At 41.0% G+C, this 23430-nt stretch carries 15 protein-coding genes; 3 read left to right on the top strand and 12 right to left on the bottom strand.

What is annotated here, in order from left to right:
• Nucleotides 1-36: 36 nt before the first annotated feature.
• Together PaeCFBP13512_RS03590 and PaeCFBP13512_RS03585 are read left to right on the top strand one after the other, a co-directional pair.
• Nucleotides 37-1266, top strand: a complete 1230-nt coding sequence (locus tag PaeCFBP13512_RS03590) for an RtcB family protein (RefSeq protein ID WP_137221195.1) — start codon at nucleotides 37-39, stop codon at nucleotides 1264-1266.
• Nucleotides 1267-1592: 326 nt separating this feature from the next.
• Complete coding sequence (locus PaeCFBP13512_RS03585; RefSeq protein ID WP_137221193.1) at nucleotides 1593-2903, top strand: MFS transporter; 1311 nt, start codon at nucleotides 1593-1595, stop codon at nucleotides 2901-2903.
• Nucleotides 2904-3054: 151 nt separating this feature from the next.
• Here the strand turns inward: PaeCFBP13512_RS03585 and PaeCFBP13512_RS03580 are convergent, their stop codons facing one another.
• From PaeCFBP13512_RS03580 to PaeCFBP13512_RS03570, 3 genes are all read right to left on the bottom strand, one after another.
• Nucleotides 3055-3957 carry an SDR family oxidoreductase gene (locus PaeCFBP13512_RS03580; protein ID WP_069326868.1) on the bottom strand — a complete coding sequence of 301 codons (903 nt, stop codon included), beginning with the start codon at nucleotides 3955-3957 and terminating at the stop codon, nucleotides 3055-3057.
• Nucleotides 3958-4157: 200 nt separating this feature from the next.
• Nucleotides 4158-5222, bottom strand: coding sequence for a mannonate dehydratase (gene uxuA, locus PaeCFBP13512_RS03575; RefSeq protein WP_069326867.1), 1065 nt, complete (start codon nucleotides 5220-5222; stop codon nucleotides 4158-4160).
• A gap of 114 nt (nucleotides 5223-5336) precedes the next feature.
• Entirely contained in the window at nucleotides 5337-6266 is a 930-nt protein-coding gene (locus PaeCFBP13512_RS03570) for a helix-turn-helix domain-containing protein (protein ID WP_069326706.1), read from the bottom strand.
• 160 nt (nucleotides 6267-6426) lie between these two features.
• Between PaeCFBP13512_RS03570 and PaeCFBP13512_RS03565 the strand changes: the two genes are divergently transcribed.
• Nucleotides 6427-8625 carry a glycoside hydrolase family 52 protein gene (locus PaeCFBP13512_RS03565; RefSeq protein ID WP_137221191.1) on the top strand — a complete coding sequence of 733 codons (2199 nt, stop codon included), beginning with the start codon at nucleotides 6427-6429 and terminating at the stop codon, nucleotides 8623-8625.
• A 517-nt stretch (nucleotides 8626-9142) separates the two neighbouring features.
• Here PaeCFBP13512_RS03565 and PaeCFBP13512_RS03555 read toward each other — a convergent pair.
• From PaeCFBP13512_RS03555 to PaeCFBP13512_RS03515, 9 genes are all read right to left on the bottom strand, one after another.
• On the bottom strand, nucleotides 9143-12244 hold the full coding sequence (locus tag PaeCFBP13512_RS03555) for a glycoside hydrolase family 2 TIM barrel-domain containing protein (protein WP_193555933.1): 3102 nt from the start codon (nucleotides 12242-12244) through the stop codon (nucleotides 9143-9145).
• Nucleotides 12241-13548 carry a glycoside hydrolase family 125 protein gene (locus PaeCFBP13512_RS03550; protein ID WP_441343313.1) on the bottom strand — a complete coding sequence of 436 codons (1308 nt, stop codon included), beginning with the start codon at nucleotides 13546-13548 and terminating at the stop codon, nucleotides 12241-12243. The genes PaeCFBP13512_RS03555 and PaeCFBP13512_RS03550 overlap by 4 nt, the downstream gene beginning before the upstream one ends.
• A 3-nt stretch (nucleotides 13549-13551) precedes the next feature.
• Nucleotides 13552-16722 (bottom strand): alpha-mannosidase, encoded by a 3171-nt coding sequence (locus PaeCFBP13512_RS03545; protein WP_137221189.1) that lies wholly within the window; start codon nucleotides 16720-16722, stop codon nucleotides 13552-13554.
• 16 nt (nucleotides 16723-16738) lie between these two features.
• Nucleotides 16739-17704, bottom strand: coding sequence for a carbohydrate kinase family protein (locus PaeCFBP13512_RS03540; RefSeq protein ID WP_069326702.1), 966 nt, complete (start codon nucleotides 17702-17704; stop codon nucleotides 16739-16741).
• A gap of 98 nt (nucleotides 17705-17802) precedes the next feature.
• Entirely contained in the window at nucleotides 17803-18699 is an 897-nt protein-coding gene (locus PaeCFBP13512_RS03535) for a carbohydrate ABC transporter permease (RefSeq protein ID WP_137221186.1), read from the bottom strand.
• Nucleotides 18700-18810: 111 nt separating this feature from the next.
• Nucleotides 18811-20541 (bottom strand): extracellular solute-binding protein, encoded by a 1731-nt coding sequence (locus PaeCFBP13512_RS03530; protein ID WP_083243386.1) that lies wholly within the window; start codon nucleotides 20539-20541, stop codon nucleotides 18811-18813.
• Nucleotides 20542-20597: 56 nt separating this feature from the next.
• On the bottom strand, nucleotides 20598-21569 hold the full coding sequence (locus PaeCFBP13512_RS03525; RefSeq protein WP_069326700.1) for an ABC transporter permease: 972 nt from the start codon (nucleotides 21567-21569) through the stop codon (nucleotides 20598-20600).
• Nucleotides 21570-21626: 57 nt separating this feature from the next.
• A complete protein-coding gene (locus PaeCFBP13512_RS03520; RefSeq protein WP_241669260.1) occupies nucleotides 21627-22388 on the bottom strand; it encodes a sugar phosphate isomerase/epimerase family protein in 762 nt (253 codons plus the stop codon).
• Nucleotides 22385-23311, bottom strand: coding sequence for an aldo/keto reductase (locus tag PaeCFBP13512_RS03515; protein WP_137221184.1), 927 nt, complete (start codon nucleotides 23309-23311; stop codon nucleotides 22385-22387). The genes PaeCFBP13512_RS03520 and PaeCFBP13512_RS03515 overlap by 4 nt, the downstream gene beginning before the upstream one ends.
• Between the last annotated feature and the right edge of the window lie 119 nt (nucleotides 23312-23430).

The following is a 23430-nucleotide window of genomic DNA, read 5'->3' as shown; positions in this document are numbered from 1 at the left end:
TCATCTCAAATGAACTATTTAAGGAGAGTGAATACAATGGCTTTTCAAGTGATAGAGGGTGTACGAGTCTGGGGTGAACCGGATGCAGGTGCACTGAGTCAGGCGGTAACCTGTGCGCAAACGGGTCAAGTTGTTCAAGCATTATTAATGGCGGATCATCATAAAGGATACAGTCAACCGATTGGTGGAGTGGTTGCTTATGATGGGCAAATCTCTCCATCGGGTGTAGGTTATGATATCGCCTGTGGTAATAAAGCTGTCCGTACCAATCTCATGGCGGCAGATGTCTTACCGAATATTAGCAACATTATGGATCACATCGCAAACACGATTTCTTTCGGAGTCGGACGTAACAATAAGAACAAAGTCGATCATGAACTGTTCGATGATCCCAATTGGGATGTGTACAAAACAGCAGGTGATCTTAAAACCCATAATCTATTAAAAGAATTAGCTCGTAATCAATTAGGTACGGTAGGCAGTGGTAATCATTATGTCGATCTATTTGTTGAACCGGTAACGGGAAAATTATGGATCGGGAATCACTTTGGAAGTCGTGGATTCGGTCACAAAACGGCTAGTGGATTTCTTAATTTAGCGGCAGGACGAGAGTTTCTAGCCAAAGCACCAGGTGAACATATGGATCAACCGCCTGTACTGCTAAATATGAATGATGAATTAGGAGATATGTATTACCGCGCGATGAAGCTTGCAGGGCGTTATGCGTATGCAGGTCGTGATTATGTGATTCAAGAAGTGCTGAATGTGTTGGGTGCAGAAGCTGATTTTGAAGTGCATAATCATCATAATTTCGCATGGAAAGAAGTGCATAACGATCAAGAAACGATTGTGATTCGTAAAGGTGCTACGCCTTCAGCGCCAGGTCAATTAGGATTTATCGGTGGAAGTATGGCGGATATCTCGGTGATTGTACGTGGTAAAGATAGTCTTGAAAATAAAGATTCCTTCTATAGTACAGTTCATGGAGCTGGGCGAGTCATGAGTCGTACACAAGCCGCAGGGAAAATGAACTGGAAAACACGTACACGTTCAGGTGGACAAATTAGCCGTGAACAGATGAAAGCCGCTGTCGATGATTTCGGTGTTGAATTGCGTGGAGCTGACACAGATGAAAGTCCGTTTGCTTACCGTCAATTGCAAACTGTACTGGATGCTCATCATGAGACATTAGATATTCTGCATGTACTTCGACCGATCGGTGTCTGTATGGCAGGTGCGAATGAATTTGATCCGTATAAAGATTAATCCCTAGCTTAACCATCATTAAGATATACCAAAAAGGACTTTTACTGCCATCAGAGCAGTAAAAGTCTTTTTTATTTCTTTGTATTACTTAATTACGTTATTTTTATATAGAAAATAAGTGTAAAATAGTCTAATATGTTCTTGTAAGTCGTTTATGAATGTAGCATAATATAACACATGGTTGTGATACTTAAAATTGACAAATTAAAAAAGAAAATCATATACTAAATAATGGACATTTTTACAATTAGTTAAATTTATTTTATACATTATTTATAATGAAAATTGAATATACATACAATATGATATGAAAGGAAGCGAAGTTGTTGATAAGAAAATCATTTTATATGTTATGGGGGACACAGACGGTCTCTAATATCGCAGATATTGTTTATTTACTGAGTCTGATTACACTGGTTTTTACCGCTACAGGTTCGCTTGTGACCACTATACTGATTCCTTTATTTCGCATGTTATCCAAAATTGTTAGTGGGTTGATTGCTCCATTGGTATTATCGAAATATCGTCTGACTTCTATATTAATAGGATCGCAATTCGGGCAGTTCGTATTATTTGCAAGTTTAATTTTTTATTTAAATAGTACAGTTACTCCTGCTTATGTGATTATTTTTCTTATTGTGTTTGGTATGTCTTTTCTAGATGGTTGGACAGATCCAGCACGCAATGCTTTGATTCCACGATTAGCTTATGATGAAGGATTAATGAAAGCAAATGGATTCATGTCGATTAGCGATCAGATTATCAAATGTGCAGGTTGGGCTTTGAGTGGTCTTATCGTGGCGATTATTGGTGCGATTCCAACGATGTGGATTGCAGCCGTTTGTTATTTGTTAGCGATGATCTTTACTGCTTTTATCCGAGATCCTTATGCTTCTCCACGTAAAGAACCTGCTGTGGTTGCTATTACAGATGAGGATACGCTTGTCACAGAAGTGGTCTCTGAATCGCCAGCACAACAGCCAGTTTCACGTTGGGAGCAATTATCGGAAGGTTGGAAAGTACTGGGACGCAATCGGCGTATTCGAATGTTAGCGATTATTGATAATATAGATACACTGGGCGGAGCAGCTTGGATCGGTGCATTTGTACTGGCTTTTGTGGTACAGGTGTTACATCAAGATGCACGCTGGTGGGGATTTATGAATGCTTCCTTTTTTGTAGGTTCGATTGCAGGTGGAATATTTGTAGTCGCCCGTGTAAAAAAACTACAAAAAAATGCTTTTCCAGTCATGTTAATTAGCTTGCTCGCGTATGTGATTATCACCTTATTTTTTGCATACAATGTAGTGCCGTGGATAGCCTTGATCTTGATTGGATTATCCGGCTTACCTGTACAGATTGCAGGCGTGATTCGCCGAACACTGATTCAGCAGAATCTAACTCCTACCGAAACGCCGAATGTGATGTCTGCATGGAGTGTACTTAGTAATCTGACTTTTGCGATAGCGATGTTATTGTTAAGCTGGTTTGCCGATACATTTGGGATGAGTAATATGTATTTACTTGCAGGCTTGTTAACGCTTGCTGCTATTGTTATGGGCTTTGTCAGTCGGGCTATTTTCCGCGAAGATTATGAAGGTTATGTACAAGATAAAAAGTTGGCGGCTTCAAAGTAGTAGATGATACAAAGTGCTGATTTGTGAAATGTTAACGCACATGATCAAAGCCTGTTCTTTTCCCATGGTTATACAGGGATAAAGAACAGGCTTTTTGATTGATTGTATATGATGAACATATATAGGATGCATTAGATAGTAGGGTTAAATACTAAACGCCTGAATACGCCATAAATCCACCATCTACAGGAACTGTTATTCCGGTTACAAATCCAGAAGCCTGCGAATCAGCAAGCCATAACAGTGTTCCTAGTAGATCATTGGGTTCGCCGAATCGACGCATCGGTGTATGAGCGATAATTTTCTCAGAACGTTCATTGTACGAACCATCTTCGTGTTTGAGCATTTTGGCATTCTGATCGGTTAAGAAAAATCCAGGTGCGATCGCATTAATTCGAATGCCTGCATCGGCAAAATGAACAGCTAACCATTGTGTAAAGTTATTGATTGCCGCTTTGGCAGCACTATAAGCAGGTACTTTGGTCATTGGAGAATAGGCACTCATAGATGAAATATTGATGACTGTGGCACCTTCACGGTGGATCATATTCCGTGAAAAAATTTGTGTAGGAATCAATGTACCAATCATATTCAGGTCGAATACATCACGGAATCCATTGAGTCCAATATCATAAAAAGTCTGCTTGGAGACATCATTCAGATGTTCTTCACGAAAAGCTTCTTCTGTTGTATTGGCATCGGGATGATTACCACCAGCACCATTAATCAGAATATCGCAAGCACCAAATTCAGCCATCACCGTAGCTTCGGCTAGAATCACGCTATCTTCTTTGGTCACATCACAGCCTACAGCAATCGCTTCACCACCTGCATCACGAATCTCGGCAGCCACCATTTCACCTTTGGCTAATGTACGATTTAAAATAGCGATTTTACAACCCTGTCGTCCTAATTCATAAGCCATCGAGCGGCACAATACACCTGCTCCACCTGTAATTACAACGACTTTACCTCGAAGATGAGAGTGAAGTGGAAGTGCATTTTCTTCGGTTTCTGTAGGTGGTTCACCTGCTGTTTTTTCAGCAGAACGGATCACTTCACGTAATGTTTTGTCTACCAGTGCATTCCCTGTTGAAGGGGCTTTGGGTGCGGTAGGAGGGACATCTGCTGCTAATAATGGATCTGCTTCTAATTCGGTTGTATGCTGATGTTGATGATCATCTTTTCCTGTAAAAGATTGGCTCAAAGTTATCCCTTCCTTTCACAATAGTGCTTTTTGGAGTGTGAGGATGTTCAAGTACGTTTATATTGAAATGAATCCCATAATCCCCATAGATACATAATACCCAAAGCACGGTCATACAACCCGTAACCCGGGCGACATTCTTCATTCCAGATATGTCTGCCATGATCTGGTCGACAATATCCAGTGAATCCTTCTTCGTGATACGCTTGTACAATGCCAGTTAGATTGACAGTTCCATCTTGTGTACGATGAGACGTTTCAGCGAAATCGCCATTTTCTTCGACTTTCACATTACGCAAATGGGTAAAAGGAATCCGATCGGCAAATTCATGTACCATAGCGACAATATCGTTGTCTGGATTCGCTCCTAATGAGCCACTGCACAAAGTGATCCCATGTGCTGGACTGTTATACATATTCAAAAAGCGTCTGATATTATCTTGGCTACGAATAATACGAGGTAGACCAAAAATCGACCATGGTGGATCATCGGGATGGATCGCCATTTGGATACCATTTGCTTCAGCAACCGGAATAATTTCATCTAAAAAGTACTGCAAATTGCTCCATAAATGATCTTCAGTGAATCCTTCATAAGCTTTGAATAATTCAGTTAAATGAGCTAACCGTTCAGGCTCCCAGCCGGGCATTGTTAATGCAGAATTGGCATTGATCTGAGCTACTAATTCCAACGGATCAATATGTTCGATTTTGCTTTTCTCATAAAAAAGAGAAGTAGAGCCGTCTGACGCAGGGCGGTGCAGATCGGTACGTAACCAATCGAAAATAGGCATGAAATTATAACAAATCACCTGAACACCAATTTCTGCTAGATGGATAATCGTCTGCTTATAATTGGCAATATACTGATCACGAGAAGGTAAGCCTAGCTTAATATCTTCATGAATGTTGACGCTCTCAACAACGTGCGTATGTAGACCGTAACGATCAGCAGTAGCTTGGATCTCATGGATTCGCTCTTGCGACCATACTTCGCCGACAGGTACATCATGCAGTGCCCAGACGATCCCTTCAACTCCGGGAATCTGCCGAATCTGCTCTAATGTGACCGTATCATTATGTTCTCCAAACCATCGGAATACCATTTTCACAACCATAACACCTCCATCATCCCAAATTATAAATAAGTATAACTATAACAATAAAGGAAGAATATTCATTACACAACAACGAACTTGCCCGCCAGTAGGAGAGCAAGTTCGATATTAGGCTTTACATTCGGAAGGCATCACCATTTGATTTTTGCGATAATGACTGGGCGATATGCCAGACCAGCGCTTAAATTGCCTGCTAAAATGAGCAATATCACGATAACCTAGAATCGAAGCAATATCTTGTATCGACATGCGTTGATCGGACAGTAATAATTTGGATTTGTGAAGGACTAGATTAGATAAGTAACTGCGCGGAGAAATCGCAAATACTTGATGGAAAATTCGATTGCAATGAGAAGGGCTGATCCCTAGTTCGGCTGCAATATCGTCAATCCCATAATGGGAATCAGACGTGGCTTCCAGCTGCACAATATTGCGATTGGCGATGCCTTGCAATCGAGCAGCAATCTGATGCGCCATTTCGACATGGGCATAACTTGCAGGCGCTAGACCAGCAGCTTCATTGGATATCGCTTCCCAGAGCACGCCAAACAATTCAAATACCGCAGCTTGCAGACGCATTCGACGGGTAATAATATGTTCATCGGTATGATCAATCGGCTGGGCAATTTTGAGCAAATGAGGGCGTAACGCTTGAGCCACTGCACTGGATTGTCTAAAAATCACTTGATTCAACCGTTCCAATAATGATAAAAACAACCGATCATCAATATCAAAATGGATACAAAAATACGTAAAAGACTGTCCATCAATCGTACGACTGGAATGAGAAGTACCGGGTGAAAGGATCATCAGATCGCCTTCTTGCTGAACATAACTTTGCGAGCCAACCGTCATGAGTTGTTGCCCTTGTAATACATAATTAATCTCATACTGTGGATGATCGTGAATCGGATATTGCCAATCTGTACTGACTGTACGCAAATGAATACCGAACAAATTCATTGTTGTCTGCACATCTGGAAAAATGGTCTCAGCTAGACTTTGTCCCCATTCGGGTGGAATAAAGGAAGTAGACATGGACAACCTCCAATCTCACTATAATGCTTGATTTGGGTAAATAGATGAGCGATTTGGAAATGGTCTTACAGAATATACTTTGATAGGATAAATCTGAACTATTAAGGTAATTACTGATAGCATACACGGATACCTATCAAAATGAAAGGGGTTACAAGAAATGAAAAAAAATTCATTTTATAATGTACAACATTCTCCGATTGGCGCATTTGCTAGCTTTACCTTAGGATTCAAAGGTGCTAAAGGAGGACTCGGGTTAGAACTGGGCAAACCAGCAGATGAGAATATCTATATCGGCTTACAATCGAGAGATGGCAAGCGGTATGAAGCGCTTCCTTTTTTTACTTCATTGAATGATGAAAGCTTTCGTTACGATGTAGAAAAGGAGAAACCGACCGACCAGACTTCTACAGAAATAGTCTATTATCAGGATGATGAGATTGAGCGTACATTAGATGTAGCTACAGATACATGGACAGCAGGTGATCTAACGTTCAAAATCTATTCTTCTGTTCGCCCTGTTCCTGATCCTGCACAGGCTAGTGAAGAAGAACTCAAATCAGCGATTGTGCCTGCTGTATTTGCCGAAATGACGATTGATAATACAGCAGGTGAAGTGAGTAGACGTGCCTTTTTCGGTTATGAAGGTAGCGATCCTTATCGTTCGATGCGGATTATCAAAAAAGAAGATGAATCGGTAGAGCAAATGCAATCCAATGCTTACGCAGGCGTTGGACAAGGCAGACAGACAGCCATCTTATGTGATGACCCCGATGTTACACCTGCACTTGGATTTGCTCTCGAAAAAATATTACAAGAAAAGTATGCAAACAATTTGTATTTTGGCTTGGGCATTGTAGGTGCGTTACTGATGGATGTTCCCGCAGGACAAACACGTACATTCCGTTTTGCGATCTGCTTTTATAAAGAAGGCATTGTCACCACAGGGATAGATACGTCTTACTATTACACTCGTTATTTCAAACGTATCGAAGAAGTCGGTACATATGCGTTAACTCATTGGGATGCCTTAACTCAAGCATGTGAAGATGCCAATACTTGGATTGGTAATCATCAAGCATTGAATCAAGATCAGCATTTTATGGTAGCACAGTCGATTCATAGTTATTATGGCAGTACGCAGTTGTTGCAGACTGAGGATCAGCAACCGCTTTGGATCGTGAATGAAGGAGAATATCGAATGATGAATACACTCGATCTTACAGCAGATCAATTGTATTACGAATTGATTATGAATCCGTGGACAGTGCGTAGTGAACTGGAACTGTTTGTAAATCGGTATAGTTATTATGATGAAGTTCGTTTTCCTAAAGATCAGACTAGATATCCAGGTGGGTTATCATTTACACATGATGTGGGCATCGCCAATCATTTTTCCCGTCCACAATATTCGGCTTATGAGCTAGCAGGAATTGATGATTGCTTTTCATATATGAGTCATGAAGAATTGGTAAACTGGCTCTGCTGTGCATTAACCTATATCGAGCAGACACAAGACCATGAATTTAAAGACAAATATATGAATATATTGCAAGATGGACTACAAAGTATGCTCAATCGTGATCATCCTGAAGCAGAACAGCGTAACGGTCTAATGGGACTGGATAGTCATCGTACAGAAGGTGGGGCTGAGATTACCACCTACGATAGTCTGGATGTGTCTCTGGGTCAATCTCGTAACAATATTTATCTAGCAGGTAAATGCTGGGCAGTCTATTTGGCACTAGAGAAATTATTTTCCCAAGAAGGACAGACCGAATACGCAGAACAAGCAGGAGCACAATCAGATCGCTGCGCAGCTACAGTAACTGCACAGTTGAACGATCAAGGATATATTCCGGCCGTTATTGGCGAAGGCAATGATTCGCAGATTATTCCTGCGATCGAAGGCTTGGTATTTCCTTACTTTACCGGTTGTTCTGAAGCACTGGAGCGTGATGGACGATTCGCTGATTACTTGAATGCTCTGCATACACATTTAAATACAGTACTGGTTAAAGGAATCTGTTTATTTGAAAATGGAGCTTGGAAATTATCATCCACAAGCAACAACTCGTGGTTAAGCAAAATCTATCTATCTCAATTTATCGCACGTGAAATTATGGGACTAACTTGGGATGAACAAGGGCAAACAGCCGATGCTGCTCATGTCGAATGGCTGACTCACCCTGAATATTCTTACTGGTGCTGGAGTGACCAGATTATATCGGGCATTGCTAGCGGTAGCAAATATTATCCACGCGGTGTCACGTCAATTCTCTGGTTATGGGAAAAAGGCGATGGTAAACTGCGTACACCTGAAGCCTTAGCCCACCCCATAGCATCAGTTCATGTATAGAAATTAAAGACTCACAAATTTCATTATCCATACAAAAAGGATTAAATCTTACACCTCTGCGTACCACCAACAGAGACAAGATTTAATCCTTTTCCATACACAAAATCGTTAGGTTCAACGGGTTCAACGGGTTCAACGGGTTCAACGGGTTCAACGGGTTCAACGGGTTCAACGGGTTCAACGGGTTCAACAGGTTCAACAGGTTCAACAGGTTCAACAGGTTCAACAGGTTCAACAGGTTTAATGGGTTTAACTGGTTTAATGAATTTAACGGACTTAACGGGTTTAACCAGCCTAAAAGATTTAATCTATTCAAGGAGTTTATCTCTAGGTTGTTCATCTTTCCTGCCCCATAACCACCCTTGCAGTAGCGAAAGGCATCCTGTTGTTCTGAAAGAGCGAAGCGATCGCCTTTGTGGATGAATCCCTACCGCATAGCGGTTAATCAAGGGATTCATCCACAACAAGCGACGACAAGAACAACAGTATGAACGCAGCGCTGTAACTCCTACCTCAACTATTCTTCTTTGAAAAAAGGCATAATCTCCATATCAAAAACAAATTCTTTTTCATGTAATTGATACTTTTCAGCAAGTTGAGGGCCACACGAATTCGAGCCAACACCGCTCATTTTGTAATCCAGATGGATAAACGTTTCCGGGCGACGCACCAGTTCATACGTGTGTGTTGCATGCATCAAGTCGGCTGTAGTGTAATGAGAGGCATTAAATGAGAACGGTTGGGAACCTTTGAAATGAAGCCCTGCACCCATCGCTTGTGTAGCACTCATCCAATGCGTTTCAAAGCGAGATCCATTTTCTTGAGGCATAATATAATTGTAAAAAAGGGCATCGACCGTTTTCTCATATTTACCAAAACGTGTACTATGATGCTTATCAATATAACTTTCATGCGGTCCACGTCCAAAATAATCTATATATTCGGTACCTGCTGGCATTGCAAACATTAGACCAAATCTCGGTAAAAATGGGCTGGTATCTAACACAGTCACTTTTACTTTCAATTCGATCTTTCCATCACTCTGAATCGTCCACCATGCTTGACCACGCAGCACAGGATATTTACTATACGGAGCAAGCGAGAAAGAAGTCGTAATGATCACCGATTGTTCTTCTGCACATGACCAGTGGCTGTTGTATACTTTGGTCGATATATGATCATATCCAATATCTAACCATTTTTCTTTGATATGCATATCGTTATCGATCGGTGCTCTCCAGATTGTAAATTCGGTAGGTTGTTGAAGTAAAGGAACCCCCGATTTGCTCCATTCTGTAAATTGTCCACGTTCCAGATCATAGACATAGCGGAAATCCAATCCTTCGATCACTAAGCGCCCCTGATGTTCAGTAGTCTGTAGTGGATATCGAAGTGAATCTAAAGAGTAACGCTCTGTTAAAATTTCGTCTATCGCTATAGCATCAGCAGGAATATAGAATTGAGTAAAAGCAATCTCATAACCAATTGGAGCCCATACTGTTTCTGTAGCCGTCCGTATAGAGAAGGTAAGATAACGAAGCGGATGATGATGTTGCAAAGCTAAAGTCGGCAAAGTAATTGTAGCTGAATCTTGTGGAGCAATAGTAGGCATCGACAATGTACCTTGCTCGATAAGTAGACCTTCATCTTCGATTTTCCAGTGTAATATCAAGTGAGATACATCGGTGAAATCGTATAGATTAGTAATGCTAAATTGATTCCCTATTGCAGTATCTGTTCTTCCTTCGACTGTAATTAAAGCTTCGATTCGTACAGGAGCCATGATTTCTTTCAATTCTAATAACCCGGAATGTGGCTTACGATCTGGTGAAACTAGACCATCGATACAGAAATTGCTATCATTCGGTTGATCTCCAAAATCTCCACCATACGCATAATAAGATTGACCTGTTGCACTAACTTGAGCTATTCCGTGATCAACCCATTCCCACACGCAACCACCCATTAATTTGGGATAAGCATAGATCGCGTCCCAGTATGACTTGAGATCACCCGGGCCGTTACCCATAGCATGACTGTATTCGCATAAAAATAAAGGTTTAGTAGTAGTATCATCATTCGCGTAAGCAATAATATCCGCAGGAGAAGAATACATACGACTTTCCACATCTAAGACACTTACATCTTCATGTCCTTTATAACCAGGAGCCGCACCTTCATAATGAACAAGGCGAGAAGGATCACGTTCTCTTGTCGATTGTGCCATCGCAATATGATTGATATCATAACCCGACTCATTTCCCATCGACCACATAATCACTGATGCAAAATTTTTGTCTCGTTCCACCAAGCGAACAGCACGTTCAACAAAAGCTTCTTGCCAGTCTGGATTGACAGATAGTTGATGAAAAGCACCTTCTGCAAAATCTTCAGGTATACCGATACCATGACACTCCAGATCCACTTCATCAATCACATAGAATCCGTATTCATCACAATATTCCATAAATTTAGGATCATTCGGATAATGAGAAGTACGAATCGTATTGATATTATGTTGCTTCATTAATTGCAGATCAGTCAGCATATGTTGTACAGGAATCGTCTGTCCAAGTTCTGGATGAGAATCATGACGATTAACACCTTTAAGCTTAATAGGCTTTTTATTAATCTGAAATACACCTTCAGGTGTCACTTCAATCTGACGCAGACCTACTGCAAATCGTAAAACTTCTCTGCCTGCTTTGAGATATAAGCTGTACAGCGCAGGAGATTCCGCATTCCAAAGAATTGGATGGGTGATCTCCATGTCTAAAGATCCCCTTTGATCCAATAAAGCGGTTGTCGTTAACAGTTCGGTGCCGTCAGGTGATAATAGAATCGCTTGAACTTCCAGATGTTCGTTCTCTTGTGATGATGTGGAGCAGTCCAATTGGATATTCAGTCTAGCTTGATGGTAGTGATCATGGTCATAATCCAAAGACTGCTCGATAAATATATCCCGAATATGCTGACGATCACGAGTAAGTAGATACACATCACGGAAGATGCCGTTATAACGCCACATATCCTGATCTTCCAGATAAGAACCTTCACACCATTTGAGAACCAACACAGCGATACGATTGATTCCTTCTTGCAAATAAGGGCTTACACAGAATTCAGCAGGGACACGACTGCCCTGACTGTAACCGACAAACTGTCCATTTACCCATAGATACAGACAAGATTGAACACCTTCAAATACAAGATACGATTCTCGATCTTGCCAACCATGCTGTAATCGTATTTCTTTGACATAAGCGCCAGCTGGATTCTGATCAGGAATAAATGGCGGATCACATGGAAATGGATAACTTAGATTCGTATAATGTTGTTGGTCATAGCCATTTGTCTGCCAGCAAGAAGGAACAAGCAAAGAGTCCCATGTCTGTACATCATATTCAGGCATAAAAAAAGCAGGTTCTACATCACGTACAGCATCATAATAACGGAATTGCCAGCCTCCATTTAGCGACTGATAAAAAGGAGATTTACCACGTTGACGTGTACGTGCGCTTGGCATATCTGCATATGGAATATAATACGCTCGGGCAGGCTCACGATTCACTTGCAATACATTCAGGTCTTTCCAATAGCTAGGAATGATCGTATTCATAGGGAAGATGGCTCCTTACTGGATTGAAGTGCGTACTGACTAACAAATTCAGCGAATAAACTATTTGCCCATGCAAACCACGGACGAGTAAATAGAGTAGGGTCGTCTTTATGAAATCCTTCATGCATAAATCCTGTACTTGCATGGGTAGTAGACAGCACATGAAGGATAGATTCTATTTCGCCAGGATCGGTAGAAGTTAATCCTTGCATACACAATGCGATATGCCAGATATAATCGGTCGGCGTATGTGGGCTACCGATTCCACTGGCTGCTGTACCTGTAAAATAATACGGATTGTGTTCGCTTAATACAAATGAACGTGTATTTTGATATACGATATCATCGACAGGGCGATAACCCAAATAAGGAATTGATAAAAGACTGGGCACATTCGCATCGTCCATTAGATTGTGATTGCCTTGACCATCTGTTTCATACGCATAGATTTTGCCATATTGAGGATGGATCACTGTTCCATAATTTTCGATACCAAAATTGATTTCTTCTTGTAAACGCAGTGCTTTAGAAGCGAGACGCTCATCATTGTAAAGCTCGATCGCTATTTCTGCCATATAACCAAGCACGACAGAAGCAAACATATTGGATGGAATCAGATAACCAAATGTACAAGCATCATCACTAGGGCGAAACCCTGACCATGTCATACCTGTATATGACGTAGGCATACCTTTGCCCTGATTACGAAGTGTATCGGAAGGAGGACAATCTTCACGCATAAATGTATAAGGAGAATGGTCATCATGGTATTGTTCACAACGCCAGAGATCTATAATACGATGCATCACGATGCGAAAAGATTCATCAAACAAGTCGGTACGACCTGTCATTTTCCAAAATAAATAACTGAGTTGAATCGGGTAACAGAGCGAATCAATCTCATACTTACGTTCCCATACCCATGCATTCAATTCAGTAAGATCGATATCGTAGCGATTATCATTATCTTCACAGTTAAAAGCATTCCCATATGGATCAATACCGATATAGAAAATCTGGCGACGAATCACACCTGCAATGATATCAGCTACTTTAGGATCCGTAGATGCCACAGGTAAGTAATGACGAACTTGAGCAGTAGAATCTCGTAACCACATGGCTGGAATATCTCCTGTAATCACAAATGTACTACCATCTTCTAATACCTGTAATGTTGTCTCATACGTATTGGCATAACAATTCCGGAACATCCCCTGAAGTTCAGGGAAATGTTCCAATTGTTGTTCAACGTGCTGAATATAATCATGCATAGCTGTCGTGAGTTGCAAAGGTTGAGAAGTCATAGGTTACACCTCTTGAAGAGAGATTAGGAATGTACGAATTTCATAAGGTGCAATGTCTATCGACAATGGAGAATGATGTTGTTCACCAATCGGTTGTTCCATCAGATTACATTCTTGCCAGCTAGTGATTTTTAGATCGCTAGTGATCTGAAGTGCTGAACGGATACCACCATATTCATGAACACGAAGTACAACCAGATCGTGATCTTCTGCTTTTTTGACTGCATCAATCATGACATGTGAAGCAGACAGAGTGAACATAGAGAATGAAGAAGGCTGTGTACTTAAGACGCGTGATGTACCTGAAGCGATCTGAAAAGGTTGATTTAATAACCATGCTTCTTGAACGGTATGCCCATCTAACCAATCTCCAGCATGAGGGTAAAGTGAATACGTAAACTCGTGTTGCCCGTAATCTGCTTGCGGATCAGGGTAGATCGCAGATTTGAGAAGCGACAGACGCATCACATTGTCTTTAATATCATATCCATATTTGCAATCGTTCAGCAGACTCACACCATAATTACGTTCAGACAAATCAGCCCATTGATGACCTACACTTTCAAATCGTGCCCAATCCCAGCTTGTATTCCAGTGAGTAGGACGCTTCACATTACCGAACTGGATATCATAGGTAGCTTCTGTAGAACGAATCTGTACAGGGAAAGCGACTTTGAGTAATTTTTGACGTTCTTTCCAATCGACATGTGTTTTGAAGTCGATTCGGCGACTATGAGCATACACGATTAATTGCTGTGTGATCACAGTCTCATCATACTGCCAGACAAATTCTACTATAGTCTGAAGCGTTCCTGTTTCCAGTAAACGTACAGAGATGAGATGATTGATTTCTTCCATTTTTTCTTGATAAAAAATATCGATATCCCATGAATCAAAGTTCATCGGTTTGTCTTCAAACAATTGCAATACATTGCCCCGAGCTTCTGGAGCAAGCACTTGACGTAAATTTTCCAAATCCATAATTTGAATCAGTTGTCCTTGTTCATTCCATTGCAGTTCATAATAAGGAGTCACTAATTTGCCTTCTTCATATAAGAAAGGTACAGAATCTACTGTTGTCGTATCGTCGGAATCAACAACAGGCTGATAGTGAATCGTACGTACTCCCATTGATGGAAGGAGAGGTGTGTGAACAATCCAGTGATCGCTTGCACGTTGCACTTGTAAAGGATGTTGCTGATCGTCTGTCCATGTGTACGCATCGGCTCCACATAATGCAAATGGAATCTGAACCGTAGACGAGACTGCCCATGAAGAACTATTGAATACAGTGATGGTGTGATCATCTGTTGTTGTTAATACTGTTGAAGCAGATGTCCATGCTTGTTCACCGATCTGCTGAGCTTCGGCATATTCTTTGGTGCTATCTTCATAGACTTCTGCAATCGAAGAGCCTGGAATAATATCATGGAATTGATTACGCAAAATGATTTTCCAGCCTTCATTTAATTCTTGCTGATTGTAGTTTGACCAGTCGGACTGAAGGACGCTACTCATCGTCTGTAGCCATTCAGTTTCCCGATAAAATAACTCTAATTTGCGATTCATTTTTTTGTTATATGCCTGACTGGTATACGTACCACGGTGATATTCCAGATACAATTCCCCATCCCATGTATGCACATAAAGATCCGTCTGATCGAACGACTGATGCAACTGTTCGAAATAATCGTCAGCCCGTCCAGTGGTTACATGAGGAACACCGGGTATACGATCCAATTGACGACGAAGTTCTAACATTTCACGATTTACGCCACCGCCGCCATCTCCATATCCATAGGATAAGAGTAAGTTCTGATTGACTTCTTTGTTCTGATAACTATTCCAGATGCCTTGAACAGTCTGAGCTTCAATCAACCCATTATACGTATAAAAGAAAGAATTACCGCCTTCCCAATCATCTGGTGTCGTAATAAAATGAGTCAGTACTTCTGAACCATCAATACCACGCCATTGGAATGTATCATGCGGCATCCGATTGACTTGATTCCAACTGATTTTGGTCGTCATAAATGTATCAAAACCTGATTTTTTCAAAATTTGTGGCAATGCCCAGCTGTAACCGAATACGTCGGGTAACCACAAATAACTACTGGATACACCAAATTCTTGTTCGAAAAAGCGCGTTCCGAATAAAAATTGTCGTACAAGCGATTCGCCAGAAGTTAAATTACAATCCGCTTCTACCCACATGCCACCGCCAGCTTCCCAGCGACCTTCGGCAATACGTGCTTTAATCTTTTCATAAATATCAGGATAATCTTGCTTAATATAGTCATACAATTGAGGTTGTGTCTGAAGAAAAATATAATCAGGATCATGTTCCATTAAGCGCAGTACAGTGGAGAAGGAGCGTGCTGCTTTTTCACGGGTATGTTTTAAGCGCCATAACCAAGCGACATCAATATGTGTATGTCCAAGAGCGGTCACAGTGACAGGATGAGTCTGCTTCATCGTATCTAATTGTTGATCTAACTGCTTAGCAGCAGCGTAGACTGATTCATAGAAAAGGTCTGAGCCAGGCTTCGACCAATTGATCAGCTGGAACGATTGATCCAGACATGTGGTCAAAGCAGAACGTTCATACACCGTTGCTGGTAGAATCGTGATCGCTTGTAAGATGGCTTTAGCAGTATAAAAAAAGGTATCCACTTGTTGATCCAACCATGCGATCTGTGAGCGTTTGAGTTGATGATTCATTTCACGAGGAATGCCACCACCTTCAAGCCCTGACCATAAGCGGAAATCAAGTCGTGCTTCACCAGAGTATCCCACGGGAAGAATCATCTCGATATGATTGCTATCTACACCTTGATAAGGCTGATTGTTCCAGTACGCTAATGATTCAAATCCACCATTGTTACCGCCTTCGGTGATACCAAAGTCGAACAGTCCAACTACAGTATGGTTACACCATGCCACAGGAACGTTAACAGAGGCAGAGAGCCATAGATAACGGTCTCTACCTTTCCAAAAATCGCCTGTACGCATCACTGTATTCGGATGATCTAGTGTTGCTGTTGGGGGGCGCATCCCATTTTCACCTGTGATATCTTCGATTGCGATGTATTCGGATACCTCGAAAGCCTCCCGATAACGGAGTGGTTCAAGTTGCTCAAGACGTTTTTTTAATTTATCTTCTGTGAAAAACATAGTGTGCCTCCCTTAATCAGACAATGACTTCCCAATCGTCTGCAATATGTCCAGCTTGTTTGGCGATAAAATCTTCGACTCCTGCTTGATCCGGTATCCCTGTATTGCCACCATAAGCCGATACTGAAAGGGCTCCGCACGCATTGCCATATTGCAGACATTCTCCTGTATCGTGTCCGGTTAATACACCATACATGTACCCCGCATTAAAACTATCTCCAGCACCTGTTGTATCGACTGCTGTAATCGTGTACGCAGAGCGGTAGACCATTTGATGATTCTGTACAGAAACGGCACCACGTGAGCCCATTTTAACAACCAAATGTTCAGCGTGTTGCGACATTTTGTTAATCGACTCACGAATTTCGCTACAACCTGTGTAATGTAATGCTTCCAGTTCATTAAGAAAGAAAATATCAACTTCACTCATAATTTCAAAAATACCGCTGTACCATTCACCGCTATCGTCCCAACCTACATCAAAAGAAATCGTAGCGCCAAAAGATTTAATCTTTTTGATCATTTGAATATACGCATCATGATTACGACTACCTTGATAACCGGTCAAATGCACATGCCGACCGTATCGCATACTGTTTTCATTCAAGTCTTCCATCCGAACTTCAGCATTAGAACCCATATAGGTGATAAAAGAACGATCTTGTTCAGGGTTAATCGCAATTGAAATTCCAGTGTTATTATGTTCACTTTGACGAATATAAGAGGTATCAATATTCAATTCACTGAACTCATCCAAAATAAAACGACCGTAATAATCACTTCCCAAAACGCCATTAAAAGCGACTTTGAGTCCCATTTTAGCGAGTGCCATCGAGAATAGAGCAGCACCACCGCCAATATGAATCAGCATATTTTTGACGAAAACTTCTTGACCTGGAAGTGGCATCTGATCACTGCCTGCCACAATCAGATCAATATTAGCATCACCGATAGAGACAACATCGTATTGTTTTTCGTTCAATGATAATCCCTCATTTATTTAAGGACATAGCGCATCCCGATTTGTGTACTCTATTTCTGTAGGGTAATGGTAATCGCCCATCGGTTGAGATATTGGAATTATCCTTTGACCGATCCGACCATAATCCCTTGGACAAAATACTTCTGAATAAACGGATAAACGGTAGCAATCGGCACAACAGAGATCATCACCATCGCCATTTTCATCGATTCGGTAGTGACCGAGTTACCGGCGCTCATCATCGCATTCATGGATAAGTTTTTACGCATCGCCTCAGCAGCAGTTAACATTTGTTGTAATATCGTCTGCAAAGGTCTTAATTTCTCATCTGTGACATAGAATGCGCCAGAGAACCAATCATTCCAGTGCATAACTCCATTAAAAAGACAGATCACGGATAAGACCGGCATACTAAGCGGAATATAGATACGGAATAACACTTGAAAATCATGAGCACCATCGATCTTTGCAGATTCTTCCATACTTTGATCAATCGATTGGAAAAAGGTACGAACCAGTATTAGATTCCATGCGCTATATAGGGTAGGGATAATGTATACCCAGATGGTATTGTTCAAGTTGAACATTTTCAAAACCATAAAGTAAGGAATAATACCGCCATTAAACAACATAGTGAAGACGATAAAAATACTAGCTATACCGACACCGGGTAGGTTTTTATTTTTAAGTGCAAAAGCCGCCATCGATGTAAGCAATACACTTAGAAAAGTTCCTATAATCGTACGAAATAAAGTGACTTCCATACCTTGCAATACCGCTGGATTTTTGAAGACTTCAATATAGTTAGAGACAGAGAAGACACGAGGCCAGAATGCAATACCACCGAGCGAAGCATCTTTACCGTCATTTAAAGAAAGCGCCAGAATATTAACAAGTGGCATCAGAATAACCAGACACAATACCACCAATAACATATAGTTGATCACAATAGCGATGCGCTCATTGAGCGGTGCGTTGCCTACTGCTTTATCCATCTGCATAACCTCCGCAGTTTTAATTTGATAGGGGATGCTTGAACATCACATCCCCTGAGCAGTTCAGTGGTACAACATGATCAGATCATTGAGGATACTTACGAATTGTTTTTAGAAAAAGGCATCAATATAGAACACGACAGAAGAAGGATCGGCATTGTATTTCTCTTGTAAATATTTCTCGTATTGTTCGACTCCAGCATCTTTGAGCTGTTGACGATAATCATCAAGTAGTTTTGTAGCTTCAGTCATATCTTTAGCGAAAAAGGCTTGTACAAGCACATCTTTGTACGAATCCAGTACCGGTTTGAGCGATGCTTCAATATCAGGAACTTCTGCTAAATAAGAAGCTGCGGTATAACCATCCCAGTATTTGTATTTCGGATTACCATAATTCATCAATTCAAAATACAGTTTGTAACGATCCGGTTGGGAATTCGCACTACGGATCAATTCACCGAAATCTTTGTTATTGTTCACATCGGTTTTGCCAAGTAGACTTCCCCAGAAATAAGGAATTGTATTGCGTTCTTCACCTGGATTATTTTTCATGACATCAAGTACTTTGTCTGTATAGATATATTGCCCTTTATCATTGACCTTGTAATCTTCGCCTTCAACGCCATAATTCCATAGCGTTTTACCTTCTTTACTGGCTAGGTAGTCCATGTATTGAATAATTTGTTCTGGATTTTTGGTAGTTGAAGGGATAGCGACCACTTGGCTACCTGATTTTTCTTTTTCATAAATAGCAGTTTCGCCTTTATAATTTTCCATTTGATCCATTGGTAAATATTTTGTTTTTTCAAACATCGTTAATGAATCAGGAGCGATATTCATATAGGAAGAGATGGCGTAAGAACCATTATTGTAAGCTTCTTCTGCACGAACACCATCCATATTGAAAGCTTCTTTGTCGAGTAGACCTTCTCTAAGCAATTTTTGTACAAATTCAATACTTTTTAGTGCGTAATCGGTTTCAGCTACATGTTTCACTTGTCCATTATCAACATCAAATTGTGTACCATTACCGAAATCGAAGTTTTTGAACAGTGTACTGGTGACTTGACCGCCCCATTTACGTGGGCCAATCACAGTGATTGGTTTACCATTATTATCTTTAAAGTTTCCAGCTTTGATTTTGATTGCTAGATTGTATAGATCATCTTGTGTTTTGATGGTAGAAGGATCAACATTTAATGCTTTTGCAATATCTGCGCGAAGCCATAATCCACCACGGTAGTGAATACGGTCAGCATCGGTTGTATTTTTAGCAGGGATATTCATATGAATAAAGTACACTTTGCCGCCAAACTCTGGGCGGAACATCACGTTTTCTTTAGTATCACGAGGTAAGAAATCTGGGTCGAGATAGTTTTTGAGCACTTTGGTATTTTTGAGGTAAGGGCTTAAGTCTGTGAATAGACCTTCACGAGCACCTTTGAGAAGTACATTCATTTCAGGGCGACCACCATGATCGAGATAAGCTTCAATCACATCAGGTAAATCTCCAGTCGCTAGTGCTACCGTTAATTCTTGTAGTCCATCTGCTGCACCACTGGATTGCCAGTTGATCGTCATGCCTGTTTTTTCTTTGATTTTGAGGGCTATCGGGTTCCCCACTTGATCATCAGGTAATTGTGCACCATCACCTTCAAGAAAAATACGTCCGGTCAAATCACGATTGGCGATAAATCCACCTTCACCGCTTTTGCGACCATCCGCAGCTACTTGGCTAGTCGCTTCACTACCACTACTGTCTGAAGAACAAGCAGACAACAACACAACCATGAACAATAAGAGACAAAGTGTAAGTGAAGTTTGGCGTTTGATCGTTTTCAATGAAATCACTCCAAATGGTTTATTGAATTACAGGGGAGTTACCGATTGAGTTAGGACTACCAGAGACTGGCTTCATTTTTACTAAAGCGTTTGACTAGATAGTTGGTTACCACAACGAGGATTAAGCCGACAAGACCTTGTAAAAGACCAACTGCTGCACCATATCCATATTGTCCTTGCATCATACCTACACGTAATACATAGGTGTCTAGAATATCGGAATAATCCGAGTTACCCGCAGTACGAAGCAAATAGTTTTGCTCATATCCTGTAGTTAACAGACTACCAATATCCAAAATAAACAGGATGGCAATGGTAGGACGAATAGAAGGGAGTGTAATATGCCAGATTTTACGCCATTTGCTTGCGCCATCCATTTCAGCGGCTTCATAAAGGGTAGGATCGATTCCAGCCATCGAAGCTAGATAGATAATAGAACCCCAACCGATATTTTTCCAGAGATACGTCAGAAACATAATGAGATAGAAATAATGACCATCCATCATGTAGAAAATACTACCGTCGCCACCGAGAGCAGCCATAAATTGATTGAAAATACCATCATCAGGAGCTAGAATTTTATTGGTAAATGCGGCAACAACCACCCAGGAGAGGAAGTAAGGTAGATAGGAGATCGTTTGGGTGATCGATTTGAAACGTTTGGAGCGAACTTCATTTAGCATTAAAGCAAGCAAGATCGGGAAAGGGAAATACACAATAATTTTGAGGAATCCAACAATAAACGTATTGAGAATTAGCTGTGTGGCATCCGGGTAAGAGAAGAATAATTTGAAGTAGCGAAGCCCTACCCACGGCCCACCGAACATCCCTGCATTGAATCGAAATTCTTTAAATGCCATCACCAGTCCTGCCATAGGAAGATAGGAGAAGATAACAAAAAAGATAAGACACGGTAGCAACATCAGGTACAAGTAGCGGTTAACAACAATCGTTTTCCATAGTCCTGCCGAAGATGCTTTTTTGCTCTTCGTTGATTTTTTCGGAACGGAATCAAGTTCGGCTTGCATGGCACTACTCCTTTCATACTGGCGAATACACATGTATAGCGAAATGATACGGGTAGATTAGAGCATTTTGATTAATGTATTTAAATAATTCAGACTGGATTCCAGACTATCCATCGGTGAACCTGGGCAATAATCCTGTTCGACAGCGTACCACTCGACCCCATTCTGTTCGCCCCATTGTAAAAGAGGAGCAAAATCGATGGTACCGCTACCTATTTCAGCGAAATAGCGCTGTTCATCGTTTGTCATATCTTTGAAATGTAAGATCGGCATACGGTGAGCATATTGACGAATAATAGTGAGCGGATCAAGATCAGCTTTTTTGACCCAATACGTATCAATCTCTGCATAGACAGGTGTCGCTTCATCATATTCAAGTAAATATTGCAGTGCATATTGACCTTCCATCATCGTATGAAATTCCCAATCATGATTATGAAATCCCACTCGATAACCTTTTGGCGATACAATAGCAGATACTTTGCGTAGCTCACGTCTCACATAGAGATAGCCTTCTTCATTTTTGTGCTCATCAGGTAGAGAGTGACAGATCATATCCGGTGTACCAAAAAGATCAGCTTCAATGATGACTTGATCAAGATCATTTTTCATTCGTTCTAAACCCACATGCATCCCGGCAGTGCGAAGACCTATTTCTTGCATAACAGCGGCGATCTCGGCAGGATCATTACCATGTAGCCCATCAATCTGGACGGCTGTCCAACCCATTTTGCGAAGTTCTTTGAGCGTGTAAATAAAGTCCTGTTTGAGTTCATTGCGTACTGTGAACAATTGAGCAGCTAATTTATGTTGGATCATGATCGTTCATCCCTTTCCAAATTAAGCCATTGTAGATCAGATTCGTTGATATCCAACGACAACACTGCAAAAGATTGAGCCAATTCATCCGAAGTACGAGGGCCGATGATGGCGGCAGTTGGAAATGGACGATGAAGAACAAAATAAAGTGCAATTTGCGTAGGGGTAACTTTTTTCTCATCTGCTAAGATGACAGCGCGACGATAACGTTCCCAATTCGGTTCGCTGTAATACACACGTACCATTTCTTCATTAGATCGATCTTCTGGAGAAAAAGCACCGGAGAAAAATCCGCCTGCTTGTGCTGACCAAGAGAGTAGTGGTAGCTGGTTGTTATCATGCCATAAAGCAGTATTTTCATCCGCCGATACGCAACCCGGCCAACGTGCTTCTAAAGCAATAGCAAGAGAAAGGTTAGGGCTGTTGAATGTGAATCCTTTTAACCCTTGTCGTTCTGCATAATCATTCGCTTGTTGAATTCGTTGATAACTCCAGTTCGAAGCACCAAATGTACGAATCCGACCTTGAGATAAATGTTCGTTAAGGATATTGATAATGGGTTCGACAGCAACCGATTCATCATCTCGATGTAACGCATACAGATCAATATAATCGGTACCTAACCGCTCAAGACTAATCAGTAGATCATGGGTGATCGATTCGGGATTGACTCTGGCAGTGGTCTCACCCTTGAGAGGATGAACACATTTGCTAAGTAATACCAATTGATCACGATTGTTGTTCTCTTTCATCCATTGTCCAATAATGACTTCGCTATTGGTGTATTGGTATGCCATATCAATAGTAGTACCGCCAGCAGCTACAAATTCATCCAAAATCCATGTACCATTCATTTTCGATAAATCACCTGTGCCTATAATCAAGGGTGAAACGGTTATTTCATCGACAATAATTGTTTTCAACTGAATTCCTCCTTTTATGGAATCGATACCATACGGATGTCTAAGCCATTTTATAAGAACAACTATAATGAGAAACAAGTGAGACAAACAACAATTTCTATAATATGGTATCGATTCCA

The sequence above is a fragment of the Paenibacillus sp. CFBP13512 genome (genome assembly GCF_005233705.1).
GTDB lineage: Bacteria > Bacillota > Bacilli > Paenibacillales > Paenibacillaceae > Saccharibacillus > Saccharibacillus nuruki.
This window is presented reverse-complemented; position numbering and strand designations above follow the sequence as displayed.